The sequence below is a fragment of the Streptomyces sp. NPDC048507 genome, assembly GCF_043199995.1.
Taxonomy (GTDB): Bacteria; Actinomycetota; Actinomycetes; order Streptomycetales; family Streptomycetaceae; genus Streptomyces.
The window spans coordinates 226589-250288 of sequence record NZ_JBICWZ010000002.1; the positions used below are offsets into that span (position 1 = coordinate 226589).

Genomic DNA, 23700 nt, shown 5'->3' on the forward strand with positions numbered 1-23700 from the left:
GGGCTCACCGGCGGCGCAGCCGGATCGTGACGGGCCGGTGGTCCGAGGCGGGCGGCCCCCCGCCGGGGCGGCCGGGCCACGGGTCGGGGGACGCGTAGGAGACCAGCCCCGGCAGCAGGGACGGGGAGAGCAGGAGCAGGTCGATACGGCGCTCCGCCTCCCCGGGGCCGAGCGTGCCGTAGGTGGGCGAGCGGTCGCCCCGGTGCGCGCCCGCGTCGGCCAGCAGCGGATCGCGGGGATCGCCGAGGAGCCTGCGCACCGGTTCCCGGTCGGAGCGGCCGTCGGCGCCGAGGTGGTCGGCCCTGCGGTGGCGGGGTACGAGCCCCCAGTCGGGCTCCGGGTCGCCGGGCGGCAGGCTGTTGGCGTCCATGCCCACCACCAGCGGCGCCAGGGCGGGGTCGGCGTACCGGCGCAGGTGGTCCGACTCGATCCGCCGCCCGGTCGGGCTGAAGGGGTCGAGGTGGGCCACCAGGAACCGCAGCGGCGTCGTCCACCCCGGCAGGCGCAGGGTGACCAGGCCGTGGCCGTGCCAGTGCGTCAGCTCGGGCGACGGCCGCTCGACGGCGACCCGCCCGATGTCGCGCTGCCAGAAGACGGCCTGGTGGCAGCCGGTCCGGGCGGTGAACAGCTCGCCGTCCATGCCGAAGGCGGCCTTGGCGTCCTCGAAGAGCGCCCCGCCGTCCCGGTGCCAGCCCCAGCCCTCCGTGGTGAGCAGGACCCGCGGGCGCAGCGCGCCGACCAGGGCGCGCTGGGCGTGCCAGCGCTCGTCCCGGCCGGCGAGCCGCTCGATCCCGGCCTCGTACAGGTTCCAGAACATGACCAGGTCGCTCCCGGCGGTGGCGGCGGCGCTCACCGCCGGTCCGCCAGGGCGACGGGGGCCAGCCGGGCCCCGGTGAAGACGGCGGTGCAGGCTTCGGAGAACGGCGCCTGCGCGAACAGCCCGACCCGTACGCCGCCGCCGGCCGGGCCGAGGTGCGTACGGACGAACCGCCACGCCCCGGCCGGGTCCTCGCGGCAGAACACGGCGTGCCGTCCGCCCTCGCGGGTCACCAGCAGTTCGGCCGCCGGGCCGGCCAGGGCCGGGCCGGCCGCCTCGTCGGAGGCCGGGCGGGAGACGACGGTGACGACGGCCCAGCCGCCCGCCCTGGTGCGTTCGACGCAGACCTTGAACCAGCCGTCGGCGCCGTGGACCACGATGCCGCCGGCGTCGCCGAAAGCCCCGCCGGTGACGGCGACCCGGGTCCACACGGTGTGGTCGCCGGAGACCGGGCGGCTCAGCGAGGGGACGGCGGCCGCCTCGTGGAAGCCGGGCATGGCGAACAGGTCGGCGCCGCGCTCCGCGCGGACCTCCAGGGTCGCCGCGCGGCGGACCGGGGCCGTGCCGGGCCCCGAAAACGACCACCGGGGGTCGTCGAAGGGCAGGGCCCGGCCGGCCGGCACGGACGCCGCGGGGGCGCTCACGGGGCCGCCATCCCGCCGTCGACGCTGATCGCCTGTCCGGTCACCCGGGGGGCGGAGGCCAGGTACAGGACGAGGCCCGCGATGTCCCCGGGCGTCTGGAACTCCCGCTGCGGGACCATCGAGCGCATGCGTTCCCAGCATTCGTCCTCGCTCTCCCCGGGCCGGACGAACTCCGACAGGAGGTAGCGCCACATGTTGGACCGGACGATGCCCGGGCAGACGGCGTTGACGCGGATGTTCTCCTTGGCCACCTCCTGGGCGAGGGCGGCGGTGAAGCCGATGACCCCGAACTTGGCCGCGCAGTAGTGCGCCACCTTGGAGAAGCCCGAACGGCCGGACACGGAGGAGAAGTTGACGATGGAGCCGCCGCCGGATGCGCGCAGCAGCGGGAGGGCGGCCCGGGAGGAGAGGAAGACCCCGTCGAGGTTGCCGGACACCACGTGCCGGAACTCGGCGAGTTCCATGGTCTCCACCGGGCTGACGTGGGTGACCCCGAAGGCGTTGACGACCGTGTCGAGGCGGCCGGGGCCGTCCGCGATGCCCGCGTAGAGGCGGCGTACGGCGTCCTCGTCGGTGGCGTCGACCTCGGCGGCGGTGACGTCCAGGCCCTCCGCGGTGAGCCGGGCGGCCAGTTCGCGGGCCTCGGTGTGGCCGGTGACGGCGGTGGAGCGGTAGTGGTTGAACGCGGAGGGCAGCCGGTCGGTGTCGGCGGCGACCACGCGGGCCCCCTGGCGGGCGAAGGCTTCGGCCACGGCGGCGCCGATGCCGCGGCCGCCACCGATGACGAGCGCCACCTGTCCGGCGAGGGGGGCGGTGGGGCGGTCCGTTGTCATGGGGTGTCTCCCGTCGGTGTCGCGCCCGCCGGGGCGGGCGCGAGCGTGTAGGTCAGCGGCGGCAGGACCAGGGCGTCCAGCAGCCGCGGGAAGGCCCGGTAGTCGGCCAGGTTGCGTTCCGGAGCGGCGACGATGCGGCGCAGGGCCTGGTCGTCGTGGCCGGTGCGGGCGGCGAGGCCGTCCAGGGCCTCGGTCAGCGCGCCGTCGCGGCGGGCGAAGAAGTCCTGGAACAGGGCGGTGGCCGCCGCCGCGTCCGGGGCGCCGGTGGTGCGGGGGGCGACCCGGACGGCTGCGGGCAGCACCCGGTCGTGGCCGGCCGGGTCCGGGACGGGGTGGCCGGCCAGGGCCCGCAGGAACGTCGCGTCCGTGTAGGGCGCCACGGAGGTGAGGGCCGCCGGGGCGAAGTCGCGGCCGAGCAGCTTCGCCACCAGGACGTCCTCGTCGACCCGGCCCAGGGGCCCCACCCGTCCCATGTCGAAGCCGCCGCGGGTGTCGAGGACGGTGGGCAGCAGATTGCGGTCGGGGAGCAGTTCGACGGCCGGGCCGACGGCGGCGGCCAGCACCGGGACCCCGTGGGCCAGGGCCTCCACGACAACCCGGCCGAGGGTCTCGCGGGACGCCGTGCTCGGGAAGAGCAGCACGTCGACGGCGGCGAAGAAGGCGCCGAGTTCCTCCTGCGGCCGGACCCCCTCCATGCGCACCGCCTCCGGGGGAACCCCGCAGGCGCGCAGCGCGGCGCGCACGGCGCCGGTCTCCCAGCGCGGGTCGTTGGGCTTTCCCGCGCAGACCAGGGTGACCGCGCCGCCCGACTCCCGGTGGCAGCGGGCGAACGCCGACACGACCTGGTCGAAGTTCTTGGCGAGCGAGAGCGCTCCCAGGTAGCCGATGCGCAGGGGCGCGCCGGGCGGCGGGAGGGGACGGGGCGCCGTGCGGGGCAGCCGGTCGAGCATCGGGTAGGCCACGGCGGAGCCGGCGGGGGTCAGGGCCGGGAAGTTGCGCAGGAACAGCCGGCGCGTGTACTCGGTCGGGAAGAGGGCCAGGTCACCGTCCCTGAGCAGCGGGGCGCACAGCTCCTCCTGGGCCCAGTAGCCCGACCAGAGTGCGGTGTGTGCCTCGCGGACGATCCGGAACCGGCCGCCGCGCAGGGCGCGCCAGTGGTGGTAGAGGAAGGCGTACGGTCCCGAGCCTGCGTACACCACGTCGTCCTCGCCGAGTCCGGCGACGCAGTCCGCTCCCGTGGTCAGGTCGTGCAGGGCGACGGAGCCCCGGCGGGCGAGCAGCCGGGACATCTCGCGGTGCATGAGGACGGCGCCGTCGACGATGCCCTCGGTGTCCGGGGCGCGGTAGTCATGCGTATGCAGGCGCATGGCCGGACCCCTCCCGCTTCGAGGCCAGCCGGGCGAGGCGCTCGCGCAGCTGGTCGGGGCCCATCGCGTGCAGCGGCAGCTGGTGGCGGTGGACCCGGGTCTCGATGTCGCGGCGTACGGCGTGCACCTCGACCGGGAGCAGGTGCTCCGCGCGCAGCCGTTCCCCGAAGCCGCCGCCGGCTCCGTTGTACTCGACGCTCAGGACGCGGCGGGCGCGCCCGAGCACGGCGAGGGTGGCGGGGTCGAGCCGGGGCGCGAGGGCGGCGCAGTGCAGGTGCGCGACGCCGGTGTCGCGGTTGGCGGCGTCGACGAGGACGCCCGCGTAGCCGAAGGTGACCACGACGGCGTCGGGGTCGCCGCCGGGCGGGGTGATCCAGACGCCGCCGTCGATGTCGGCGGAGCAGTCCGGTGCCGCCGGCGGTTCGAACGCGGCGTCGATCATGCTGACCACGTGGGTGGTGGCCGGGTCCCGGGCGAGCCGGTCCAGGCAGGCGTGGAACTCGGCGGTGGTGACGGGCTCGTAGACGCGGGTGTGCAGGAGCAGGCCGAGCAGGTTGGTGGCGTTGTGCGCGCCGCCCCAGGCACCCCAGCTGCGGCCGGCCAGGACGAGCAGGTTGCGGACGCTGGTGGTGGCTTCGGTGAGCATGCTCAGCGAGTCCATGTAGTACATGGCGTCGGTGGCCACGACCTTGGTGACGTGGTCGGGGAGGGACAGCGTCATGCCGACGGTGAGGGTCTCGGCGAGTCCCGTGTTGGTGTACGGGACGTGCCCGCCGAGCCCGAACCGGGCGGCCATGTCGGGGGTGAAGACGGCCAGTTCGCCCTCGGCGCGCTCCCGGTGCGCGGCGAGCATCCGGCCGGCGGTGGAAGCGAACGACACCGGGGGCCGGGGGGCGTCGGGGGCGGTGACGGTGGCGCGGTCGGGGGCGGGGGCGGCCGCGGCCGGTTTGAAGCTGTGGTCGCCCTTGTGCGTGCGGCAGACGAGGGCGGCGGGGCCGGGACGGGCGAGCAGGTCGCCCAGGGCGGCCTCGACGGCCGCGTCGTCGCGGCCGTCGGCCTCCGTGAGGGTGCCGAGGTAGGCGGACAGGTAAGCGGTGTTGAGCGGTTTCGCCAGCGGCTCGATGCCCTTGCCGTTGGCGTCGACGACCAGCAGCAGGTTCGTCAGCCCCGCGTCGTGCGCGAAGCGCAGGGCCTCGAAGGCGGCGCCCTCGTGGAGTTCGCCGTCCCCGGCGAGGCAGACGACCTTGCGGTCCTCGCCTCGGCGCGTCAGGTCCCACGCGAGGCTGACGGCCTGCGCCACGCCGACGCCCAGGCTGTAGCGCATGGTGCTGCGGAAGCCCAGGTCACGGTGGACGACGCCGGTCAGTCCGCCCTGGTGGAGGGTGGCAAGCGGAGCGAAGGGGAGCGCGCCGCGCACGTAGTGCTCGGCGTAGAAGGCCGGCGCGATGTGCCCGCGGCCCACGACCAGTTCGGCCGGGCCCTCCCCCGCCCCGTCGGCCAGGCCGTGCGCGAAGCAGGCCCGGACCAGCGCGAGGGAGGAGAGGTTGCTCTGCAGGTTCCCGGAGCCCGCGATCTCGTGCATCCGCAGCAGGACCTCGGCGCTGTCCGCGTAGAGGCGTTCGGGGACCAGGGCGGCGACCTTGCGCAGGCCTTCCAGGAGGGTTCCGTCGTCGTGGCCGTGCAGCTCCAGCTCCGCCAGCTCCCGCTCGCTCACGCGCCGTTCGGCGGCGGTCAGGCGGGGCATCGCCTCGCGGGCGGGCGCGGCGAAGCGCTCGTACAGGCCGTTCACCGCTCGTCCCCGCGGACCTCGTCGAGGGTCCGGCAGACCTCGTCGAGGGTCCCGCAGACCTCGTCGAGGGCCTCGCCGAGGATGCCGGTGATCTCCTCCACCTCGGCGGTGGTGGTGACGAACGCGGGCGCGAGCACCACCCAGTCGTCCTGGCCGCGGATGATCAGACCGCGGCGCAGGCAGGCCGTGGCCACCCGCTCGCCGAGGCGTTCGTCCGGGCGTCCGGCGGCGCTCTTCAGCTTGATCCCGTAGAGCAGGCCGACGGCGCGGACGGTGCCGCGCCCGGCCGTGACCGCGCGGAGGCGGGTCTCGGTGTGAGCGGCCAGTTCCCGGATCCGTTCCTGGTAGCCGCCCTCGCGGAAGAGGGTGACGGAGGCGAGTCCGGCCGCCGCGGCCAGCGGGTTGGCGGCGTAGGTGTGGGAGGGGGCGAAGGACACCGGCCCGCCGTGCTCGCCGAGGTGTTCGGCGAGGTGGGAGCCCATCAGTACGGCGGCGAGCGGCGCGTACCCGCCGGAGATGCCCTTGCCGACGCAGAGGATGTCGGGGGTCACGCCGAAGGTCTGGGCGGCGAAGGGGGCCCCGGTGCGGCCGAAGCCGGTGACGATCTCGTCGAAGACCAGCAGGACGTCGTGCCGGTCGCACACCTCGCGGATCCGGGCGAGGTAGTCCGGCGGCGGGACGGCCATGCCCCGCAGGTGGATGACGGGTTCCATGACGATGGCGGCGACCGAGTCGGGCCCTTCGGCCTCGATGGTCCGCTCGATCATGGCGGCGGCGAGCGCGCCGGAGCGCTCCGGCGGTACGTCCCAGAAGGCTTCCAGGCAGTCCGGCGGCCAGACGTGCACGACGCCCGGCAGGCCGGGGCCGAAGCGGGTGACGTCGGGCCGTCCGGTCAGCGAGAGGGAACCGAAGGTGGCCCCGTGGTAGCCGTGGTAGTAGCTGAGGATCTTCACCTTGCCCGGGTTGCCACGGGAGTGATGGTGGAGGCGGGCGAGGCGCATCGCGGCCTCGATGGCCTCCGAACCTCCGTTGACGAGCTTGGCCGCCGTGATGCCGGGCGGCGCGAGGTCGACGAGGGCCCGGGCGAGTTCCAGGGCGGCGCGGTTGGTGCCGTGCAGGGGCGGGTTGAAGGGCAGCGTCCGTAACTGGTTGGTCACGGCGCTGACGATGGGCTCGCAGTCGTAGCCGAAGCAGGTCACGAAGACGCCGGAGAGGGCGTCGAGGTAGCTGCGGCCCGCGGCGTCGGAGAGGCGGATGCCCTTGCCGGATTCGAAGAGGAGCGCCTCGGGCGAGTGCGGGACCTCGAAGCAGAAGGCCGAGAGGTCCGATGGCCAGGACGAGAGGGGCCCGGTCGGGGTGGTGGTCACGTACGGCTCCTTCACGAGGAGGGGTGGAGGTGGGGGTGGAGGGAAGGGACAGGACGGGGCGCGGGCACGCCGGAGCGGCCCGTGCCGCGGGAGGGATGGTCTGTGGACCGGTGGTCAGCGGGCCGCGGGCCCGGCGAGCAGCCGGTGGGCGGCGAGTCTTCGCGCCGGGGAGAGCAGCTCGAAGTAGGCGAGCCACTGCGGGGTCAGGACGCCGCGGTCGAGGATGTCCTTGGCGATGTCGACGATGACGGGCAGCGAGTGCGCCATCAGGACGGGCATCAGCCGTACTTCGTCGCCGGGGCGCAGCAGCCCGCGGCGGCGGCCCGTGTCCAGGAGGCCGGCGAGGACGTCGCGGGCCGCGCCGGTGTCGGCGCCGCAGGCGAGCAGCGCCGTGTCGGCGGTCCAGGCGAGGTCGAGGAGGCGGTCGGCGACGTGGAGGTTGTCGAAGTCGAGGACGGCCAGCACACGGGGGACGGCGCCGTGGTCGAGCAGGAAGTGGTGCACGTGCAGGTCGCCGTGGACGACGGCGGGGCGGCCGGCTCCGGCCGTGAGCTCCGTGCCGCGCAACAGTGGTGCGGCGACGAGCAGTTCGCGCAGCACCCGGGCGGCGGCGCGGTGCCAGGGATCGTCCGCGCCCCGCTCCGCCCGGGGCAGGAGCCGGTGCTCGGCGTCCTCCAGGGCCGCCGGCCAGTGCTCCTCCTCCACCATCAGCGGCAGGTGTACGCGGGCCAGTTCATCGGCGACCGTGGCGTCCAGGCCGTCCAGTGCCGCGCGCAGGTCGAGCCCGGTGGCGACGATGGCCGCGGCCTGCGCGCGCCCGCCGTCGGCCCGCGCCCCGGGGCTCAGGGGCGACAGCTCGCACAGCACCCCGTCGTGGCGGACGGCGGGCCGGCCGTCGCAGGACGGTACGACGGGGAGGACGGGCACCCCCCGGTCCGCGCAGTGCGCGAGGATCCGCTCCTTGAGCGGGTGGAAGGCCTCGGGCCGGGTGCCTTCGGCGTTCAGCTGCGCCTTGAACACGTGGTCGCCGCCGGCCGCCGTGACCCGCCAGATCCCCGCCGTGTGCGTGAGCGGTGCGGCGCCCCCCACGGTCAGCGGGCCGAGTCCGGCTCCTCCCCACGCTTCGCCCCAGTGGGTGGCGAGGACGTGGCGCACCCAGTCCGCCGTTCCTGCCGGGGCGGCAAGGGTCATGGGGTGACCTGACCTTCCTGAGACGTACGAGCGCAGGAGGCCTGGGATCCTTTTGGGCCAATTGACGTTCCTGCGGCAAATGGGCTTCCCGAGGCACTGTTCCCGAGCCGACTCCGGCCTCGGTCACGATTTCCTCGCACCCCGCTCGTGCGCTCCTCGAACGACGTGCGCCGCCGCCCACCCGTCGCGGGCCCCCCGCCGGTGTGAGCTGCCTGCGGGGGCGGGCCCGCTGTCCGGCGTGCGGCGGGGCCCCGGGCTGTCGTATGGTGGCCCGGTTCCCGCGCCGAGCTGTCGGCGGCGGTGACCGGACCCCGCGTTCCTTCGATGCCGATCCCGAGGTGACTTCCCATAGCCCAGGCCATGTAGCCGTCCGCGTTCCCCACGTGCTGGTTCTTCGCACGTGTCCGGGGGCGGACGTCGCGCTGGTCTGAGTTGCGTCACCCTCCCCCGTCTTCCGTCTTCCCGGGTGCAGCTCTGCCGTCTGCCCCGGGTTCCGTGTTGTCCGGCCCCGGCGCGGCCGTCGGCATGGGCTCCCCGATCCCCCCGGATCAGGAGTTTCCCCCCGTGTCTTCCTCCGCGCTCGACGACGAGCCACAGCACACCCGCCCGTCCCCGGACGACCCGGCACCACAGCGTCCGAGAACGGCCCTGGCCGCCCGGATCGCCCTCCTCGTCCTGCTGACCGCCGAGCTCATGGACCTCCTCGACCAGTCGGTGGTGCTGACCGCGCTGCCCGCGATCCAGGAGTCGACCGGCGCGGGACCGTCCGCCGTGCAGTGGCTGACCACCGGCTATTCACTGCCCGTCGCCGTCGGGCTGATCACCGGCGGCCGACTCGGCGACCTCTACGGCCGGCGCAGGATCCTCCTGACGGGCACCGTCGTGTTCACCGCGGCCTCGCTCCTGTGCGGACTGGCCGCCGGGCCGGACGTCCTGGTCGTCGCCCGCATGCTCCAGGGGGTGGGCGTGGCGCTGATGATCCCGCAGGTCCTGGCCACCCTCCACGTCACCTTCGACGGCGAGAGCCGCAGCCGGGCGTTCGGCCTGTACGGGGCCGTCCTGTCCCTCGCCAATGTCCTGGGTCCGGTGATGGGCGGCCTGCTCACCGAAGCCGACCTGTTCGGGCTGTCCTGGCGGCCGGTCTTCCTCGTCAACGTGCCCGTCGGCCTCGCCGTCCTGCTCCTGGGACGCAGGTTCATCCCCGAATCGACGGTGAAGAAGGCCGCCCGGCTCGACCTGACCGGTGCGGCGTTGTCCGCGCTGGCCGTCGTCCTGATCGTCTTCCCCCTCTCCGAGGGACACCTGCACCACTGGCCGCTGTGGTGCTTCGCCGTGCTCGCCGCAGGTCTCCTCGTCCTGGGCGTCTTCGTGGCCCACCAGCGGAGCAAGCAGGATGATGCCCCCCTCGTGCCCCTGTCCCTCTTCAGGGGGCCGCAGTTCTCCGGCGGCACGGCCGCACAGCTGATGCACGGCCTGCTGTGCGGGCTGTTCTTCATGACCTGGACCCTGTACCTCCAGGACGGCCTGGGCATGAGCCCCGTCCACGCGGCCCTGGCCTTCGTCCTGCTCGCCCTGGGAGAACTGGCCGGCGCGACGGTCGCGGCGAAGAGCGCCGGGCGCTTCGGCCGCCGCCTGCCCCAGAGCGGAGTTCTCGTCACGATCGCCGCGATGGCCGGCCACGGCTTCCGGGCCGCCGCCGGTCAGGGGGACCTGACGCTGCTGGGGATGGCCGCTCCGGTGGTCCTGATCGGCTTCGGTCTCGGCATGGTCGGCGGCCCGCTCGCCGACCTGTCACTGGCACGGGTCCCGCACGAGGACGCCGGGGCCGCCTCGGGCCTGTTCAACACGGCGATCCACCTGGGCATCGCCCTCGGGACCGCGCTGACCGCCCTGGTGTTCTTCGCCACCACAGGCGGTTCACCCGACGCCGGACTCAACCGCGAGGCGTTCATCGGCGTGCTGTGGTGGGCCGGCGGCTTCCTCGCCCTGATGTGGGCCCTGATGTTCTGTCTGCCCGGGCGGACGGACAGCCGGGCCGGCTGACCCACGGCCGGTGCCCCGGCCACCACTCGGGTGGCCGGGGCACTGGTGCAGCGTGATCCGGATGTGCAGGGCGTCCCGCCCCGCCGCCCGGATCAGGCGGTTTCGGCGCGGAACATCCACTGGTGCTTTTCGAGGTCGCCCGTCAGGCCGATCAGGATGTCCTGGGTCACCGGGTCCGGGCCGTCCGTCGCGCGGATGCGCTCGCGCATGCCCGCGATCACCTCGGCCAGCGCGTCCACGAGGATGCTCACGGCATCGGCGTCCTTAATCCATCCCTCCGGGACGGCCTTGATCGCGCTCGAGTCCGCCACCGTCGCCGCGCGGCCGTCCGGGGACACGCCGAGGGCGGAGGCGCGCTCGGCGACCACGTCGGAGTGGGCACGGGCCGTGGTGACGACCTCGTCGAGCTGGAGGTGGACGGAGCGGAAGCGGGGGCCGACGACGTTCCAGTGGACCTGCTTGGCGACCAGCGCCAGGTCGATCAGGTCGACCAGCGCGCCCTGCAGCGCGGCGCCGACGATCTTCAGGTCTTCTTCCGGAAGGGCGTTCCTGACGGTGGACACAGGGAAACACTCCGTTCTGCGATCGGCCGCGTCGGTTTTCGTACGCGGACAAAGGCTCCTCTACCCCGGCCTTCGCCGTGAAAACGGTGCATACAGCGTCTTTCTGCCGAGTCTCCAGCGCCCCGGATCTCCCTCCCGCCCAGAGCGGCGCGTCGGGGGCCCGCTCACTTGCGCCCGGCCGCGAGGCGCAGCCGCAGCCGGCAGATCACCGCGTCCGTGTCGCGGCGTACGGCGCGGGCGACGACGGACCCGCGCTGGTTCTGCAGCAGCCGCTGCCACGGCCGCGCCGCCTCGGTCTCCGGGATGAGGACGGTGACCTGCGTACCGGGACGCGCCCGCGCGAGCTCGCTCACGTACGCCGCCACCGGGCGGCCCAGCGCGCCCGCCCGCGCCGACAGCTCGACCAGCTCGACGCCGGGGTTCCACGACTCCCAGTCCCGGCGCAGCCCTTCGGCCTTCGCCCGGTCCCCGGGCTCCGGGTGCGTCACGGTGACGGCGAGGACCTCGTCCCCCAGGGACCGGGCCGCGGTCAGCGCCTGACAGGTCAGCTTCGACAGCCCGGACACCGGTACGAGGACCAGCGAAGGGGACCGCCGTGGCGCCGGCGGCACCGAGCCGAGCTCCAGCCGTTCCCCGATCTCCGCGTACGCGCGGTGCACCTTCTCGAAGCCGAGGACGAGCAGGGGCAGTGCCAGGACGACCAGCCAGGCGCCCTCGGCGAACTTGGTGGCGGTCACGACGGCCGCCGATACGCCGGTCAGCGCGGCGCCGAGGCCGCTGAGGACCGCCTTTCCCCGCCAGCCGGCCGGCCGGTCCCCGCACCAGTGCCGGACCATGCCGGCCTGGCAGAGGGTGAAGCCGACGAACACCCCGATCGCGAAGAGCGGCACGAGTGCGTTGGTGTCGCCGCCGGAGAGCACCAGCAGGGCGGCGGAGACCACGGCCAGGGCGAGGACTCCGTACCGGTGGACCTGCCGGGCGGCCCGGAGGGCGAACAGGTGCGGGAGGTGGTGGTCCCGGGCGAGCAGGCCCATCAGCACCGGCAGTCCCGCGAAGGAGGTGTTCGCGGCGAGCGCGAGCAGCACCACGGTGGCGAACTGGACCACGTAGAAGGCCGCACCGTGCCCGAGGGAGGCGTCCGCGAGCTGGGCGAGGACGGTGACGCCCTCCACCGGCCGCAGGTGGAAGCGGCCGATCAGGACCGACAGCCCGATCAGCATCACGCCGAGGAGGGCCCCCAGGGCGACCTCGGTGCGCTGCGCCCGCCGCACCGCCGGAGTGCGGAAGGACGGCACGGCGTTCGCGACGGCCTCGACGCCGGTCAGGGCCGAGCAGCCCGCCGCGAACGCCTTGAGCAGCAGGAGCGCGCCCACCGCCGTGGCCCCTTCGCCGAGGGCGGCGGCGGGCGCGGCGGCCGGGGCGGTGTCCGCCGGGGCGTCCCGCAGCAGCCCGGCCACGATCACGGTCAGGACCGAGCCGACGAAGACCGCGGTGGGGACGAGGAAGGCCCTGGCCGCATCGACGACCCCGCGCAGGTTCACGGCCGTGACCAGCGCCAGGACGCCGAGGCAGAGCGCCACCCGCTCGCCGTGCAGGCCCGGGAACGCCGAGGTCAGGGCGGCCACGCCGGCGGTCACCGAGACCGCCACGTTCAGTACGTAGTCCAGGACCAGGGAGGCCGCGGCCACCAGCCCGGCGCGCCGCCCCAGGTGCCGAGCGGCGACCGCGTACGAGCCGCCGCCGTCCGGGAAGGCGGCGATCACCTGCCGGTACGAGGCCACGAGGACGGCGAGCAGCGCGGCGATGGCCAGGGTGACGGGCAGGGTGCACCCGAGGCCCTGGGCGCCGGCGGCCGCCAGCACCAGGACGACCGCCTCCGGCCCGTAGGCCACCGAGGCCATCGCGTCCAGGGACAGCGCCGCCAGGCCCTGCGACGCGGTGAGCCGGTGCCGCTCCGCGGGGTCGTCCGGGCGGGTGCCGGGAGGCTCCGCCCGGGCCGGGCCGCCGGGGGCCGTCGTCGTGCGTGTCGCTGTGCGTGGGGCCATGTCGCCGTTCCTCCGAGTGGGCAAGGTCAGGACAGCGTCCGGACGCCCCGGCCGCGGGACCAGAACCTTGGCGTGATCCGTACGTCCCCGGGGCGCTTCTTCACGCGTCCCTTACGCCCGGTGCGGGCCGGGCGTACGGGCTGCGTCAAGAGGGCCCCGGTGACCGCGCGCGATCCGCCCGGCGGGGTGACGCTGGTGGTGGGCGGTCCTGCGCACCCGGCCGCCGCGGGGACGCCCCCGAGGCCGGCCCCGGACCGCACCGCACCGCACCGTCCGACGGGACTGGAGGCACCCAGATGTCCGGGTACCGGCTGCACGACGGCGCCGCGCTGCTGGCGGCCCTCGTGGTCCCCTTCCTCGTGGCGCTCGCCCTCGTGCCCTTCCGCACGGGCCTCTCGGCGACGAACGAGGCCCTGATCGTGGTCGTCGCGGTGGTCGCCGTCGCCGCGTGCGGTACGCGGGCGGCCGGAGCGCTGGCCGCCCTCTCGGCGGCCGCCTGGTACGACTTCTTCCTGACCCGGCCCTACGAGAGGTTCGCCATCGCCGAGGGCGACGCGGTCCAGACGGCGGTGCTCCTGCTGGTCGTCGGGCTGATCGTCTCCCAGCTGGCCGTGCACGCGCGCCGGCTGCGCACCGTCGTCGTCAGCGACTCGGCGTATCTCTCCGGCCTCCAGGCGACGGCCCGGCTCGCCGAGGGCGGCGGCTCCGCCCAGGAGGTCGTCGAACGCGTCCGCCGCGAGCTGGTCGCCCTGCTGGAGCTGCGCAGCTGCCGCTTCGAGTACGGCGCCCTGCTGGGGCACCTGCCCCGGCTTGAGCACGACGGCGGCGTCTGGCTGCGCCGCGGGACGCGGATCACGCAGTACGCGGAGTGGCCCGAGGGGGAGACCGAGCTGCGGATCACCGGCGGCGGGCACTACTACGGCCGCTTCCTGCTCGGACCGGGTACCGGCCGGCCGCTGCCGCCGGAGCAGGCCCGGCTGGTGGCCGTGGCGCTGGCTGCGCAAGCGGGCGCCGCCCTGGACACGGCCGGCCTCTCCCGCCGCGGCTGACCCCTCGCGGATCCCGCCCCGGATCCCCCACCACCCGCCCCCGCCCGCGCGACCACCCGAACGCCCTGCGTGGGTAACCACCGTCGGCCCCGCCCGAGTGGCCACCGTCGACCCCGCCCGCGCGACCACCGTCGGCCCCGCCCGAGTGGCCCCCCTCGACCCCGCCCGCGCGACCACCGTCGGCCCCGCCCGAGTGGCCCCCCTCGGCCCGCACAGGTGAGCACCCGAACGCCCCGCGCGTGGGTGACCTGCCGCAAGCCCCTGCGCGGGTGAGCCCCGGCCCCCCGCAGGGGCCCTACGGCCCTGCACGGGGCGTCCGCCGCGGGTCGAACCGCGGCGGGCTCCCGCAGGTACCCGCCGGGGTCGGCGCCCCGGATACGCGCGGGCCCCACGCCCGGGCCCGCCCCCGGGATGCCGCGCCGGGCTCCCGCAGGTGCCCGCCCGGGCCGGCCCCCGGGATGCCGCGCCGGGCTCCCGGAAGCCGCCGCAGGCGGCCCCGCGTCAGGGAGGCGTCAAGAGTTCCCAGGGGCCCGTATGGAGCCCGTCAAGGTGGCTCAACAGCGGGGTGAAGACACGGTTGTCTCGACATCGGCCACCTGGCCGATTCGTTTCTTCCCACTTCACTCAGGAGCTCGCGATGGCCGATCTGGCCTTCGTCGTCACCACGGTCGCGGTGTTCGCGCTGGTGGCCCTCGTCGCCCGGGGGGTGACCAAGCTGTGAGCGCCGAAAACGTCGTCGGCCTCCTCGTGGCCGTCTCCCTGCTCGGATACCTCGTCCTCGCCCTCGTGTACCCGGAGAGGTTCTGAGCCCCGCCATGAGCCCCGTAACCGCTGGCGTGCTCCAGCTGCTCGCCCTGGCCGCCGCGCTCGCGCTGGCCTGCCGGCCCCTCGGCGACTACATGGCCCGCGTCTACTCCTCCGAGCGGCACCACCGGCCCGAGCGGTGGATCTACCGGGTCATCGGCGCCGATCCGGACGCCGGGATGCGCTGGCCCGCGTACCTGCGCGGCGTCCTCGCCTTCTCGGCGGTCGGCGTCCTGTTCCTCTACGGCCTCCAGCGGGCCCAGGGCGTGCTGCCCGGCTCGCTCGGCTTCTCCGCGATCGACCCGGACCAGGCCTTCAACACGGCCGCGTCCTTCGTCGCCAACACCAACTGGCAGTCCTACGCCGGTGAGCAGGCCATGGGCCACGTCGTCCAGACGGGCGGCCTGGCGGTGCAGAACTTCGTCTCCGCCGCCGTCGGCATGGCCGTCGCGGTGGCGCTCGTACGGGGCTTCGCGCGCTCCCGCACCGGCGAACTCGGCAACTTCTGGGCCGACCTGGTCCGCGGCACGCTCCGCATCCTGCTGCCCCTGTCCGTGCTCGGCGCGCTCGTGCTCGTCGCCTGCGGGGCGATACAGAACTTCGCCGGGATCCACGAGGTCGGCCAGTTCCTGGGCGGCCCGCAGCAGTGGAACGGCGGCGCGGTCGCCTCGCAGGAGGTCATCAAGGAGCTGGGCACCAACGGCGGCGGCTACTTCAACGCCAACTCGGCCCATCCCTTCGAGAATCCGACCCCCTTCTCGAACCTCTTCGAGATCTTCCTCATCCTGCTCATCCCCTTCGCGCTGACCCGCACCTTCGGCAGGATGGTCGGCTCCCTCAAGCAGGGGTACGCGATCCTCGCCGCCATGGCGGCCATCTGGCTGGGCTTCACCACTCTCATGATGTGGACCGAGTTCGCCCACCACGGTCCGGCGTTCGACGTCACGGGCGGCGCGATGGAGGGCAAGGAGACCCGCTTCGGCATCGCCGGTTCCGCGATCTTCTCGGTCGCCACCACGCTCACCTCCACCGGCGCGGTCAACTCCTTCCACTCCTCCTACACCGGTCTCGGCGGCGGGATCCAGCTGCTGGGCATGCAGCTCGGCGAGATCGCGCCCGGCGGCGTCGGCTCCGGCCTCTACGGGATGCTGATCATGGCGGTGATCGCGGTGTTCCTCGCGGGACTGATGGTCGGCCGCACCCCCGAGTACCTGGGCAAGAAGATCGGTACCCGCGAGATCAAGCTCGCGGCCTGCTACATCCTCATCACCCCGGCCCTGGTGCTGGGCTTCACCGCCGCCGCGATGGCGCTGCCCACGCCCGTCCACTCCATGGCGAACTCCGGCGCCCACGGCTTCTCGGAGATCCTCTACGCCTACACCTCCGGCGCCAACAACAACGGCTCCGCCTTCGCGGGACTGAACGCCGACACGCAGTGGTTCAACAGCACCATCGGCATCGCCATGCTGCTGGGCCGTTTCCTGCCGATGGTCTTCGTCCTCGCGCTCGCCGGCTCGCTCGCCGGGCAGCAGCCCGTCCCCGAGACGGCGGGCACCCTGCGCACCGACAAGCCGCTCTACTCGGGCCTGCTCGTCGGCACGATCGTCATCGTCACCGGCCTCACCTACTTCCCGGCCCTCGCTCTGGGTCCGCTCGCCGAAGGGCTCGCATCATGAGCACCGTCACGCCCACGAGGGCTCCGCAGCAGGACGCGTCCCCCGGCCACGGGCCGGCCGCCGGACGGGTGGGCGCGGGCCTGTTCGATCCCCAGCAGCTGCTGAAGGCCCTCCCGGACGCCGTCCGCAAGCTCGACCCGCGCGTCATGGTCAAGTCACCCGTGATGTTCGTGGTGCTGGTCGGCTCGTTCCTCACCACGGCCCTGGCCCTGAAGGACCCGACGGACTGGTTCGGCTGGGCGATCACCGTCTGGCTGTGGCTGACGACCCTGTTCGCCAATCTCGCCGAAGCGGTGGCCGAGGGCCGCGGCAAGGCCCAGGCCGACACCCTCCGCAAGGCCAAGACCGACTCCGTGGCCCGCCGCCTGGGCGCCGCCGGGGAGGAGCGGGTCCCCGGCACGCAGCTGCGCGTCGGCGACCTGGTGGTGTGCGAGGCCGGGGACGTCGTCCCCGGCGACGGTGACGTCGTCGAGGGCGTCGCCTCCGTCGACGAGTCCGCCATCACCGGCGAATCCGCCCCCGTCATACGGGAGTCCGGTGGTGACCGCAGCGCCGTCACCGGCGGTACGAAGGTCCTCTCCGACCGGATCGTCATCAAGATCACGACCAAGCCGGGCGAGACGTTCATCGACCGCATGATCGCCCTCGTCGAGGGGGCCGCCCGCCAGAAGACCCCCAACGAGGTCGCCCTCAACATCCTCCTGGCGTCCCTCACGATCGTCTTCCTGCTCGCCGTCGTCACCCTCCAGCCGTTCGCGGTCTACGCGGGCGCCAGGCAGTCGTTGATCGTCCTGACCGCACTGCTGGTCTGCCTCATCCCCACCACCATCGGCGCCCTGCTCTCGGCGATCGGCATCGCGGGCATGGACCGTCTCGTCCAGCGCAACGTCCTCGCCATGTCCGGCCGCGCCGTCGAAGCCGCCGGGGACGTCTCCACGCTGCTGCTCGACAAGACCGGCACGATCACCCTCGGCAACCGGCAGGCCGCCGAATTCGTACCCGTCGAGGGCACCACGGAGGCCGAACTGGCCGACGCCGCCCAGTTGTCGTCCCTCGCGGACGAGACCCCGGAGGGCCGTTCCGTCGTGCTCCTCGCGCAGGAGGAGTACGGGCTGCCCGCCCGGCGGCGGGACGGGCTGACCGGCGCCGAATGGATCGCCTTCACCGCGCAGACCCGCATGTCGGGCGTCGACGTGGCCGGGCGCAAGACCCGCAAGGGGGCGGCCGGTTCGGTCATCGCCTGGGTCGAGGAGCGGGGCGGACGGGTCGCCCCGGACGCGGGCCCGCTGACCGGCCGCATCGCGCAGGCCGGCGGTACTCCGCTCCTCGTCGCCGTCGAGGACGAGAACGGCGCCCGGGTCCTCGGCGTCATCCACCTCAAGGACGTCGTCAAGGACGGCATGCGCGAACGCTTCGACGAGCTGCGCCGCATGGGCATCAAGACGGTCATGATCACGGGCGACAACCCGCTGACCGCCAGGGCCATCGCCGAAGAGGCCGGCGTGGACGACTTCCTCGCCGAGGCCACCCCCGAGGACAAGATGGCCCTCATCAAGCGGGAGCAGGCCGGCGGCAAGCTCGTCGCGATGACCGGCGACGGCACGAACGACGCCCCGGCGCTCGCGCAGGCCGACGTCGGCGTGGCCATGAACACCGGCACCTCGGCCGCCAAGGAGGCCGGGAACATGGTGGACCTGGACTCCGACCCCACCAAGCTCATCGAGATCGTGGCGATCGGCAAGCAGCTCCTCATCACCCGGGGAGCCCTGACCACCTTCTCCATCGCCAACGACGTCGCCAAGTACTTCGCGATCATCCCGGCCATGTTCGCCGTGGTCCACCCCGGCCTCGACAAGCTCAACGTCATGGGCCTGGCCTCGCCCGAATCGGCGATCCTCTCCGCCGTCATCTTCAACGCGCTGGTCATCGTCGCCCTCGTCCCGCTCGCCCTCAAGGGCGTCCGGTACCGGCCCACCAGCGCCGACCGGATGCTGCGCCGCAACCTCGGCCTCTACGGACTCGGCGGCCTCGTCGCCCCGTTCGTCGGCATCAAGCTCATCGACCTCCTCCTCTCCCTCATCCCCGGAATCGGCTGATCCGCCATGAACTCTTCCGTAGCCAACGCCGCCCGCCCCCTCGGTGCCGGCCTGCGCGCCCTGCTGGTCCTGACGGCGGTCTGCGGCGTGCTGTACCCGCTCGCCGTCACCGGGATCGCCCAGGCCGCCTTCCACGACAACGCCAACGGCTCCGAGGTCAGGGACGGCAGCGGCCGGGTCGTCGGCTCCTCCCTCATCGGCCAGAGCTACGACCTGCCGAAGCGGAACCCGCAGGACGCCGCGGAGGCGGCGGCGGCGGACCTCAGGTGGTTCCAGCCCCGGCCCTCGAACGGACGGGGCGCCAACGGCGTCAACACCCGGTACGCGCTGATCCTCTCCGGCGCCACCAACCGCTCCGCAGACGACGGCGCGGTGGGCGGCCGCTGCACCGGGGACGCCGCCGAAGGCACCCTCTGCGCGCAGGTCGTCGCCGCGAAGCGGGCCGTCGTCGCCGACAACTCCACGGCCACCCACCGGGTCGACCCCCGGGACGTGCCCGCCGACGCCGTCACCTCCTCCGGCTCCGGCCTCGACCCGGACATCTCCCCCGCGTACGCCCGGCTCCAGGCCCACCGGGTCGCCGAGCGGAGCGGGCTGCGCGTCGAGCAGGTCGAGGAGCTCGTCGCCCGGCACACCCGGGGCCGCACCCTCGGCTTCCTGGGCGAACCCCGCGTCAACGTCCTCGAACTCAACACCGCCCTGCGGGCACTGACCCGCGGCTGACCCCCCGGCCCGGCCGCCGTCAACGACGCGTCAGCGGCGGGGGCCGCGCCGTCAAGCGCGCGTCAGCGACGGGGCCGGGGCGGGCCGGGGACGGCCGGGCGGGCATACCTTCGCGGGAGCGCCGTCCGGCCCTCCCGCCGGCCGGCCACCGCACGCTCCCCGCTGGAGGAACACCATGGCCACCACCGACCGCTGCGAAGACCCCGAACCCTGCGAACGGGTCCCGGCCGGACCCCTCCTCGTCCCCGTCCGGCCGGGACCCGCGGGCCGCACGGCCCGCTTCTTCCGCACCGCCCCCGGAGAGCGGACCGCCGTCGCCTTCACCACCGCCGAGCGGCTCACCGCGACCCTGGGTGCGGACCAGCCCTGGATCAGGCTCTGCGAACCGGCGCTGCGCGCCCTGGCCCGGCCGCTGGGCATCCGCCTGGTCACGATCGACCCCCAGCTGTGCGCCCCGGCCGCCGCGCCGCCCGCCGACGCCGCGCCGCCCGTCGCCGCCGGGCCCGCGGCGGCCGTCTCCCGCCCGCACCTCCTGATCGGCTGAAGGGCCCGCCACCGTGTCCGTCACCTTCGCCACCGCTCCCGCCACGGCCGCCGACGGCCTGGGCGTCTGGCCGTCATCGGCCCGGCCCGCCCCCGGGGGCGACGTCACCGTCGCCGGGGTCTCCCTCGCCGAGGCCGCCGACCGGTTCGGCACCCCGCTCTACGTCCTGGACGAGGGCGAGGTGCGCGACCGCTGCCGCGCCTACCGCGCCGCCTTCCCCGACGCGGACGTCGTCTACGCCGCCAAGGCCTTCCTCTGCCGGGCGGTGTCCCGCTGGATCGAGGAGGAGGGCCTGGGCCTGGACGTCTGCTCCGCGGGGGAACTCGGCCTCGCCACCACCGCCGGGTTCCCGGCCGCACGGATCGTCCTGCACGGCAACGCCAAAAGTCCCGACGACCTGTCCACCGCCCTGCGACTCGGCGTCGGGCGGATCGTCCTCGACAGCGCGCCGGAGATCGCCCGGCTGGCCGGGCTGGTCCCCGACGGCGACCGGCAGCCGGTCATGGTGCGGGTCGTACCCGGCATCGCGGCGGGCGGCCACGCCAAGATCCGTACCGGTACGGAGGACCAGAAGTTCGGCCTGTCCGTCACGGACGGCTCCGCGCAGCACGCCATCGCCCGGGTGCTGGCCCGGCCCCGGCTGGAACTCGTGGGCCTGCACTGCCACATCGGATCCCAGATCACCTCGGTCAAACCGTACGTCGCCGCCGTGCGCCGGATGGTCGGGCTGATGACCCAGGTGCGCGACCACCACGGGCTGGAACTCCCCCAGCTGAACATCGGGGGCGGGCACGGCATCGCGTACCGTCCGGGCGAGCCCGTCCTCGGCCCGGCGGTGCTGGCCGCCCGGGTCCGGGCCGAACTGGAGGACGGCTGCGCCCACGCGAGGCTTCCCGTGCCCCGGCTGACGGTGGAGCCCGGCCGCGCGCTCGTCGGCCCGGCCGGGGTGGCCGTGTACCGGGTGCTCACCGTCAAGGAGACCGCGGGGCGCACCTTCGTCGCCGTCGACGGCGGCATGAGCGACAACCCCCGGCCCGCCCTGTACGGGGCCCGGTACGCGCCCCGGCTGATCGGCCGCGGTTCCACGGCCGCGCCGGCCGTCGTCACGGTGGTGGGCCGGCACTGCGAGGCGGGCGACGTCCTCGCCGAGGACGTCGCCCTGCCGGGCGACGTCCGGCCCGGAGACCTGCTGGCCGTTCCCGCCGCCGGCGCCTACCAGCTGTCCATGGCGTCCGGCTACAACCTGGTCGGCCGCCCGCCGGTGGTCGCGGTCCGGGACGGCGTGGTGCGGCTCCTGGTGCGCCGCGAATCCCTCGCCGACCTGAGCAGCCGCGACATCGGCCTGTAGGCCCGGCCGAAGGGCCCCCCGTCCGCCCCCGCCGGGCCGCCGCCGGCCGGGGGCGGACGTTGCGCCCCATCTGGATGAAGTTTCAACGGCCTTCCTTCACAGGCGAGTTGGCCGGACCCGGAATGACTCCCACCGGGTCGGCGTGACATGATCGACTTTCGCGTTACCCATCAGTAACGACCCCTCGCCGCCAAGAAGGTCACACACTCACGTGCGCACGCTCACCCGCCGGCTCCTGCTGCCCGGCATGACCACCCTCGCGCTCGCCGCCACCGCCTGCTCCACGGCCGCCCCCACCGGCGCGACCGGGACCGCCTCCGCCCCCACCGCCGCCGCCGCGCGGACCGACGACGGCGCGCGGGAACTGGACGTGAACGCCGTGCCGCAGGAGCCTGCCGCACCGACCGCCCTCGCCCGCACCCGCGCCGACGGCGGCCGCCCCGAGAAGGCCCCGCTCCAGGTGGCCTCGTACGACAGGGCGAGCGGACGGGCCGTCATATCCAAGGCGGCACCCGCCTCCCCCGCCTCCCGCGCCCCTTCCGCCTCCGCCTCCTCCCCCGGCCGCTCCGCCGCACCCGACGCGCCCGTGGCGGTGGGGGACGTCATCGCCAGCGCCCCGGTGCCCGGCGCCCCGGACGGCCTGCTCGCGAAGGTCACGGAGGTCGTCGGGAAGACCGGGCGCGGCACCGAGGTCAAGACCGCCTCCACGACGCTCGCCGCCGCCCTGGGGAACGACACGGCCGACGGCAAGGTCCCCGTCGACCCGGCCGCGTTCCGCGTCGAACCCCTGATGAAGGGCGTCACCGTCTCCTGGGCCAAGCCCGGTGGCGTGCGCTCCGGACCGCACGGCGCGCAACTGCCCCTGGGCAACCTGCGGCTCGACGTGGACGCCGCCGTCGACACCGCCGAGGGCGCTCCCGCCTCGGCCGGGGCCTCGGTCTCCGGTTTCGTCCAGCTCGCCCCCGAGGTGGAGTTCTCCTACGACGGCGGCCCCGGCGCCGCCCCGGGCGGGGCGTTCCTGGGCATGAGCGGCGACTGGTCCTCCCAGTGGGAGCTGGCGGGCCGCGCCGCGGCGAGCACCGGGACGCCCCGGCGCATCCCCTTCGCCAGGCTGCACAGCGACCCCGTGATCCAGGTGGGGCCGGTGCCGGTGGTCGTCAACCTCGACTTGACCTGCTACGTCCAGGTGGAGGCGGACGGCCGCGTGACGCTCGACGTCCGGCAGGACGTGAAGGGCGGCTTCCGCGTCGGCGGCGGCTATGCGGCGGGGCGGGGATGGACCCCGGTCAGCACCTCGACCGTGCGGAGCACCCCGGTGAAGGCCGAGGTCAGCGCGGCCGGGAAGGTCAGGGCCGCGGTCGGCGCCGAGGCCTCCGTCGGTCTGTACGGGGCCGTGGGCGTGACCGCCGACTTCGCGCCCTACCTGCGGGGCGAGGCCGACGCCGGGGCGACGGCCTCCGGTGACGGCAAGGCCGCGGCGGCCGGTTCCTGGGCCGTGCACGGCGGCTTCGACCTGAGCGGCCGGCTCCGGTTCGGGCTGTCGCTGTTCGGCACCCCGGCGTTCGCGCACGACGTCCCGCTGGGCAGCCTGAACCGCGAGTGGCCCCTGGCCCGCGGCCGCGCCACCTCCTGACGGACCCCGCCCGGCGCGGTCCCGCGCGTCCCGGGCCGGGCGGCGCCCCGGGGCGGGGATGCTGGCCGAGGGCGGGCACCGCGCGGTACCGGCCCCGCCGTGCGGCCACCCGGGCGGCGGCCGTACGCACCTGGAGGGCCGAGTCCGCATGAGCAGCGATCCCGCACCCCCGCCGGCCGGTCACGGCAACGGCCCGGCCGTCTCCCGGGCCGAGTTCGACGCCCTCTTCGCATCGGTCCGGACCTGGGGCCGCTGGCCCGCCGGCGCCGCGGACCGGGGCGCCTGGAACGGCGTGGGTCAGGAGCACGTACGGCGGGCGGCCGCCCTGGTCCGGTCGGGCACGGCCGTCCCGCTCGGGCGCCCGTGGGACACCGGTGCGGGCCCGGACAACCCGCGGCCCGCCCTGCACTACATGTCGGACCTGGGGGACGTGGAGGCCGCCGAGCCGACGGCGTACAAGGACTTCCTCGGCGCCGACTACCACGGCAAGGCGGTGACCCACCTCGACGCGCTCTCCCACCTGGCCTACCGGGGGCAGCTGTACGACGGGCGGGCCGCCCGCGCGGCCGTCGGCGCCGGCGGTGCCCGGTTCGGCGCCGTCGGGGCGCTCGGCCCCCTGGTGACCAGGGGCGTCCTCCTCGACCTGCCCGCCGTCCTCGGCGTCGACTGGCTGGAGCCCGGCCGGGCGGTGCGCGCGCAGGACCTCACCGGGGCGGAGCGGGCACTGGGCGTGACGGTGTCGGACGGCGACGCGGTGCTGCTGCGGACCGGCCGGTTCCGGCGGCGCGGCGCGTGCGGCCCGTGGGACCCGGGCGGGGCGAGCGCGGGGTGGCACGTGGACGCCGTGCCGCTGCTGGCCGGGCGGCGCGTCGCCCTGCTCGGCTGCGACGGGGACAGCGACGTACGGCCCTCGCCGGTCGAGGGGGTGCACTCGCCCGTCCACACCCTGGCGATCACCGCGATGGGGGTTCCGCTGCTGGACAACCTCGATCTGGAGGCGCTCTCCGCGGCGTGCGGCGAGGCGGGCCGGTACGCGTTCCTGCTCGTCGTGACGCCGCTGAACGTGCCCGGCGGGACGGGTTCGCCCGTCAATCCGGTCGCGGTGCTGTGACTCCCCCGCCCCGTCCGTTCCCCGCTCCCTCTCCACCCACCCTCCGAAAGGGTGAGG

20 protein-coding genes are annotated in these 23700 nt (G+C 74.8%); 11 read left to right on the plus strand and 9 right to left on the minus strand.

All coding sequences use genetic code 11. The features are described 5' to 3' along the window. Positions 1-4: 4 nt before the first annotated feature. The 7 genes from ACGFXC_RS06180 to ACGFXC_RS06210 all read right to left on the minus strand — a co-directional run bounded on the left by ACGFXC_RS06180 (position 5) and on the right by ACGFXC_RS06210 (position 8008). Entirely contained in the window at positions 5-853 is an 849-nt protein-coding gene (locus ACGFXC_RS06180; RefSeq protein WP_393710003.1) for an endonuclease/exonuclease/phosphatase family protein, read from the minus strand. Beyond that, positions 850-1461 carry a DUF1349 domain-containing protein gene (locus ACGFXC_RS06185; RefSeq protein WP_393710005.1) on the minus strand — a complete coding sequence of 204 codons (612 nt, stop codon included), beginning with the start codon at positions 1459-1461 and terminating at the stop codon, positions 850-852. Before ACGFXC_RS06185 ends, ACGFXC_RS06180 begins: the two co-directional genes overlap by 4 nt. Beyond that, positions 1458-2294, minus strand: a complete 837-nt coding sequence (locus ACGFXC_RS06190; RefSeq protein ID WP_393710007.1) for an SDR family NAD(P)-dependent oxidoreductase — start codon at positions 2292-2294, stop codon at positions 1458-1460. The genes ACGFXC_RS06185 and ACGFXC_RS06190 overlap by 4 nt, the downstream gene beginning before the upstream one ends. After that, positions 2291-3661 (minus strand): glycosyltransferase, encoded by a 1371-nt coding sequence (locus tag ACGFXC_RS06195; RefSeq protein ID WP_393710009.1) that lies wholly within the window; start codon positions 3659-3661, stop codon positions 2291-2293. The genes ACGFXC_RS06190 and ACGFXC_RS06195 overlap by 4 nt, the downstream gene beginning before the upstream one ends. After that, on the minus strand, positions 3642-5450 hold the full coding sequence (locus tag ACGFXC_RS06200) for a 1-deoxy-D-xylulose-5-phosphate synthase N-terminal domain-containing protein (RefSeq protein ID WP_393710011.1): 1809 nt from the start codon (positions 5448-5450) through the stop codon (positions 3642-3644). The genes ACGFXC_RS06195 and ACGFXC_RS06200 overlap by 20 nt, the downstream gene beginning before the upstream one ends. Beyond that, positions 5447-6817, minus strand: a complete 1371-nt coding sequence (locus ACGFXC_RS06205) for an aspartate aminotransferase family protein (protein WP_393710013.1) — start codon at positions 6815-6817, stop codon at positions 5447-5449. The genes ACGFXC_RS06200 and ACGFXC_RS06205 overlap by 4 nt, the downstream gene beginning before the upstream one ends. Positions 6818-6931: 114 nt before the next feature. Beyond that, positions 6932-8008 carry a phosphotransferase gene (locus ACGFXC_RS06210; RefSeq protein ID WP_393710015.1) on the minus strand — a complete coding sequence of 359 codons (1077 nt, stop codon included), beginning with the start codon at positions 8006-8008 and terminating at the stop codon, positions 6932-6934. Between the two features lie 564 nt (positions 8009-8572). Here ACGFXC_RS06210 and ACGFXC_RS06215 point away from each other — a divergent pair. Then, entirely contained in the window at positions 8573-10051 is a 1479-nt protein-coding gene (locus tag ACGFXC_RS06215; protein ID WP_393710016.1) for an MFS transporter, read from the plus strand. Positions 10052-10143: 92 nt separating this feature from the next. Here the strand turns inward: ACGFXC_RS06215 and ACGFXC_RS06220 are convergent, their stop codons facing one another. Both ACGFXC_RS06220 and ACGFXC_RS06225 read right to left on the minus strand, forming a co-directional pair. Continuing rightward, complete coding sequence (locus ACGFXC_RS06220; protein ID WP_393710018.1) at positions 10144-10614, minus strand: Dps family protein; 471 nt, start codon at positions 10612-10614, stop codon at positions 10144-10146. 164 nt (positions 10615-10778) lie between these two features. Next, positions 10779-12659 carry an APC family permease gene (locus ACGFXC_RS06225; protein ID WP_393710020.1) on the minus strand — a complete coding sequence of 627 codons (1881 nt, stop codon included), beginning with the start codon at positions 12657-12659 and terminating at the stop codon, positions 10779-10781. 296 nt (positions 12660-12955) lie between these two features. Here ACGFXC_RS06225 and ACGFXC_RS06230 point away from each other — a divergent pair, with 296 nt between their 5' ends. From ACGFXC_RS06230 to ACGFXC_RS06275, 10 genes are all read left to right on the plus strand, one after another. Beyond that, positions 12956-13708 (plus strand): DUF4118 domain-containing protein, encoded by a 753-nt coding sequence (locus ACGFXC_RS06230; protein WP_393710022.1) that lies wholly within the window; start codon positions 12956-12958, stop codon positions 13706-13708. 577 nt (positions 13709-14285) lie between these two features. After that, positions 14286-14429, plus strand: a complete 144-nt coding sequence (locus ACGFXC_RS06235) for a hypothetical protein (RefSeq protein WP_393710024.1) — start codon at positions 14286-14288, stop codon at positions 14427-14429. After that, the gene (kdpF, locus tag ACGFXC_RS06240) at positions 14426-14515 is read left to right on the plus strand and encodes a K(+)-transporting ATPase subunit F (protein WP_393710026.1); all 90 of its coding nucleotides are present in this window, start codon (positions 14426-14428) and stop codon (positions 14513-14515) included. Before ACGFXC_RS06235 ends, kdpF begins: the two co-directional genes overlap by 4 nt. A gap of 8 nt (positions 14516-14523) precedes the next feature. Continuing rightward, entirely contained in the window at positions 14524-16188 is a 1665-nt protein-coding gene (kdpA, locus tag ACGFXC_RS06245; protein ID WP_393710028.1) for a potassium-transporting ATPase subunit KdpA, read from the plus strand. Next, positions 16185-18284 (plus strand): potassium-transporting ATPase subunit KdpB, encoded by a 2100-nt coding sequence (gene kdpB / locus ACGFXC_RS06250; RefSeq protein WP_393710030.1) that lies wholly within the window; start codon positions 16185-16187, stop codon positions 18282-18284. The genes kdpA and kdpB overlap by 4 nt, the downstream gene beginning before the upstream one ends. Positions 18285-18290: 6 nt before the next feature. After that, positions 18291-19007 carry a potassium-transporting ATPase subunit C gene (locus tag ACGFXC_RS06255; RefSeq protein ID WP_393710032.1) on the plus strand — a complete coding sequence of 239 codons (717 nt, stop codon included), beginning with the start codon at positions 18291-18293 and terminating at the stop codon, positions 19005-19007. A 175-nt stretch (positions 19008-19182) separates the two neighbouring features. Continuing rightward, the gene (locus ACGFXC_RS06260) at positions 19183-19551 is read left to right on the plus strand and encodes an SAV_915 family protein (protein WP_393710035.1); all 369 of its coding nucleotides are present in this window, start codon (positions 19183-19185) and stop codon (positions 19549-19551) included. A gap of 13 nt (positions 19552-19564) precedes the next feature. Next, positions 19565-20899, plus strand: a complete 1335-nt coding sequence (lysA, locus tag ACGFXC_RS06265; protein ID WP_393710037.1) for a diaminopimelate decarboxylase — start codon at positions 19565-19567, stop codon at positions 20897-20899. A gap of 211 nt (positions 20900-21110) precedes the next feature. Continuing rightward, on the plus strand, positions 21111-22532 hold the full coding sequence (locus ACGFXC_RS06270) for a hypothetical protein (RefSeq protein ID WP_393710039.1): 1422 nt from the start codon (positions 21111-21113) through the stop codon (positions 22530-22532). Between the two features lie 148 nt (positions 22533-22680). Beyond that, complete coding sequence (locus ACGFXC_RS06275) at positions 22681-23643, plus strand: cyclase family protein (RefSeq protein WP_393710041.1); 963 nt, start codon at positions 22681-22683, stop codon at positions 23641-23643. Positions 23644-23700: the final 57 nt, after the last annotated feature.

What these genes read in the sequence shown, in the direction of transcription:
- ACGFXC_RS06195 (WP_393710009.1), bottom strand. Translation starts at nt 3,661, where the DNA reads ATGCGCCTGCATACGCATGACTACCGCGCCCCGGACACCGAGGGCATC.
- ACGFXC_RS06275 (WP_393710041.1), top strand. Translation starts at nt 22,681, where the DNA reads ATGAGCAGCGATCCCGCACCCCCGCCGGCCGGTCACGGCAACGGCCCG.
- ACGFXC_RS06190 (WP_393710007.1), bottom strand. Translation starts at nt 2,294, where the DNA reads ATGACAACGGACCGCCCCACCGCCCCCCTCGCCGGACAGGTGGCGCTC.
- ACGFXC_RS06230 (WP_393710022.1), top strand. Translation starts at nt 12,956, where the DNA reads ATGTCCGGGTACCGGCTGCACGACGGCGCCGCGCTGCTGGCGGCCCTC.
- kdpB (WP_393710030.1), top strand. Translation starts at nt 16,185, where the DNA reads ATGAGCACCGTCACGCCCACGAGGGCTCCGCAGCAGGACGCGTCCCCC.
- ACGFXC_RS06260 (WP_393710035.1), top strand. Translation starts at nt 19,183, where the DNA reads ATGGCCACCACCGACCGCTGCGAAGACCCCGAACCCTGCGAACGGGTC.
- kdpA (WP_393710028.1), top strand. Translation starts at nt 14,524, where the DNA reads ATGAGCCCCGTAACCGCTGGCGTGCTCCAGCTGCTCGCCCTGGCCGCC.
- ACGFXC_RS06255 (WP_393710032.1), top strand. Translation starts at nt 18,291, where the DNA reads ATGAACTCTTCCGTAGCCAACGCCGCCCGCCCCCTCGGTGCCGGCCTG.
- ACGFXC_RS06225 (WP_393710020.1), bottom strand. Translation starts at nt 12,659, where the DNA reads ATGGCCCCACGCACAGCGACACGCACGACGACGGCCCCCGGCGGCCCG.
- ACGFXC_RS06210 (WP_393710015.1), bottom strand. Translation starts at nt 8,008, where the DNA reads ATGACCCTTGCCGCCCCGGCAGGAACGGCGGACTGGGTGCGCCACGTC.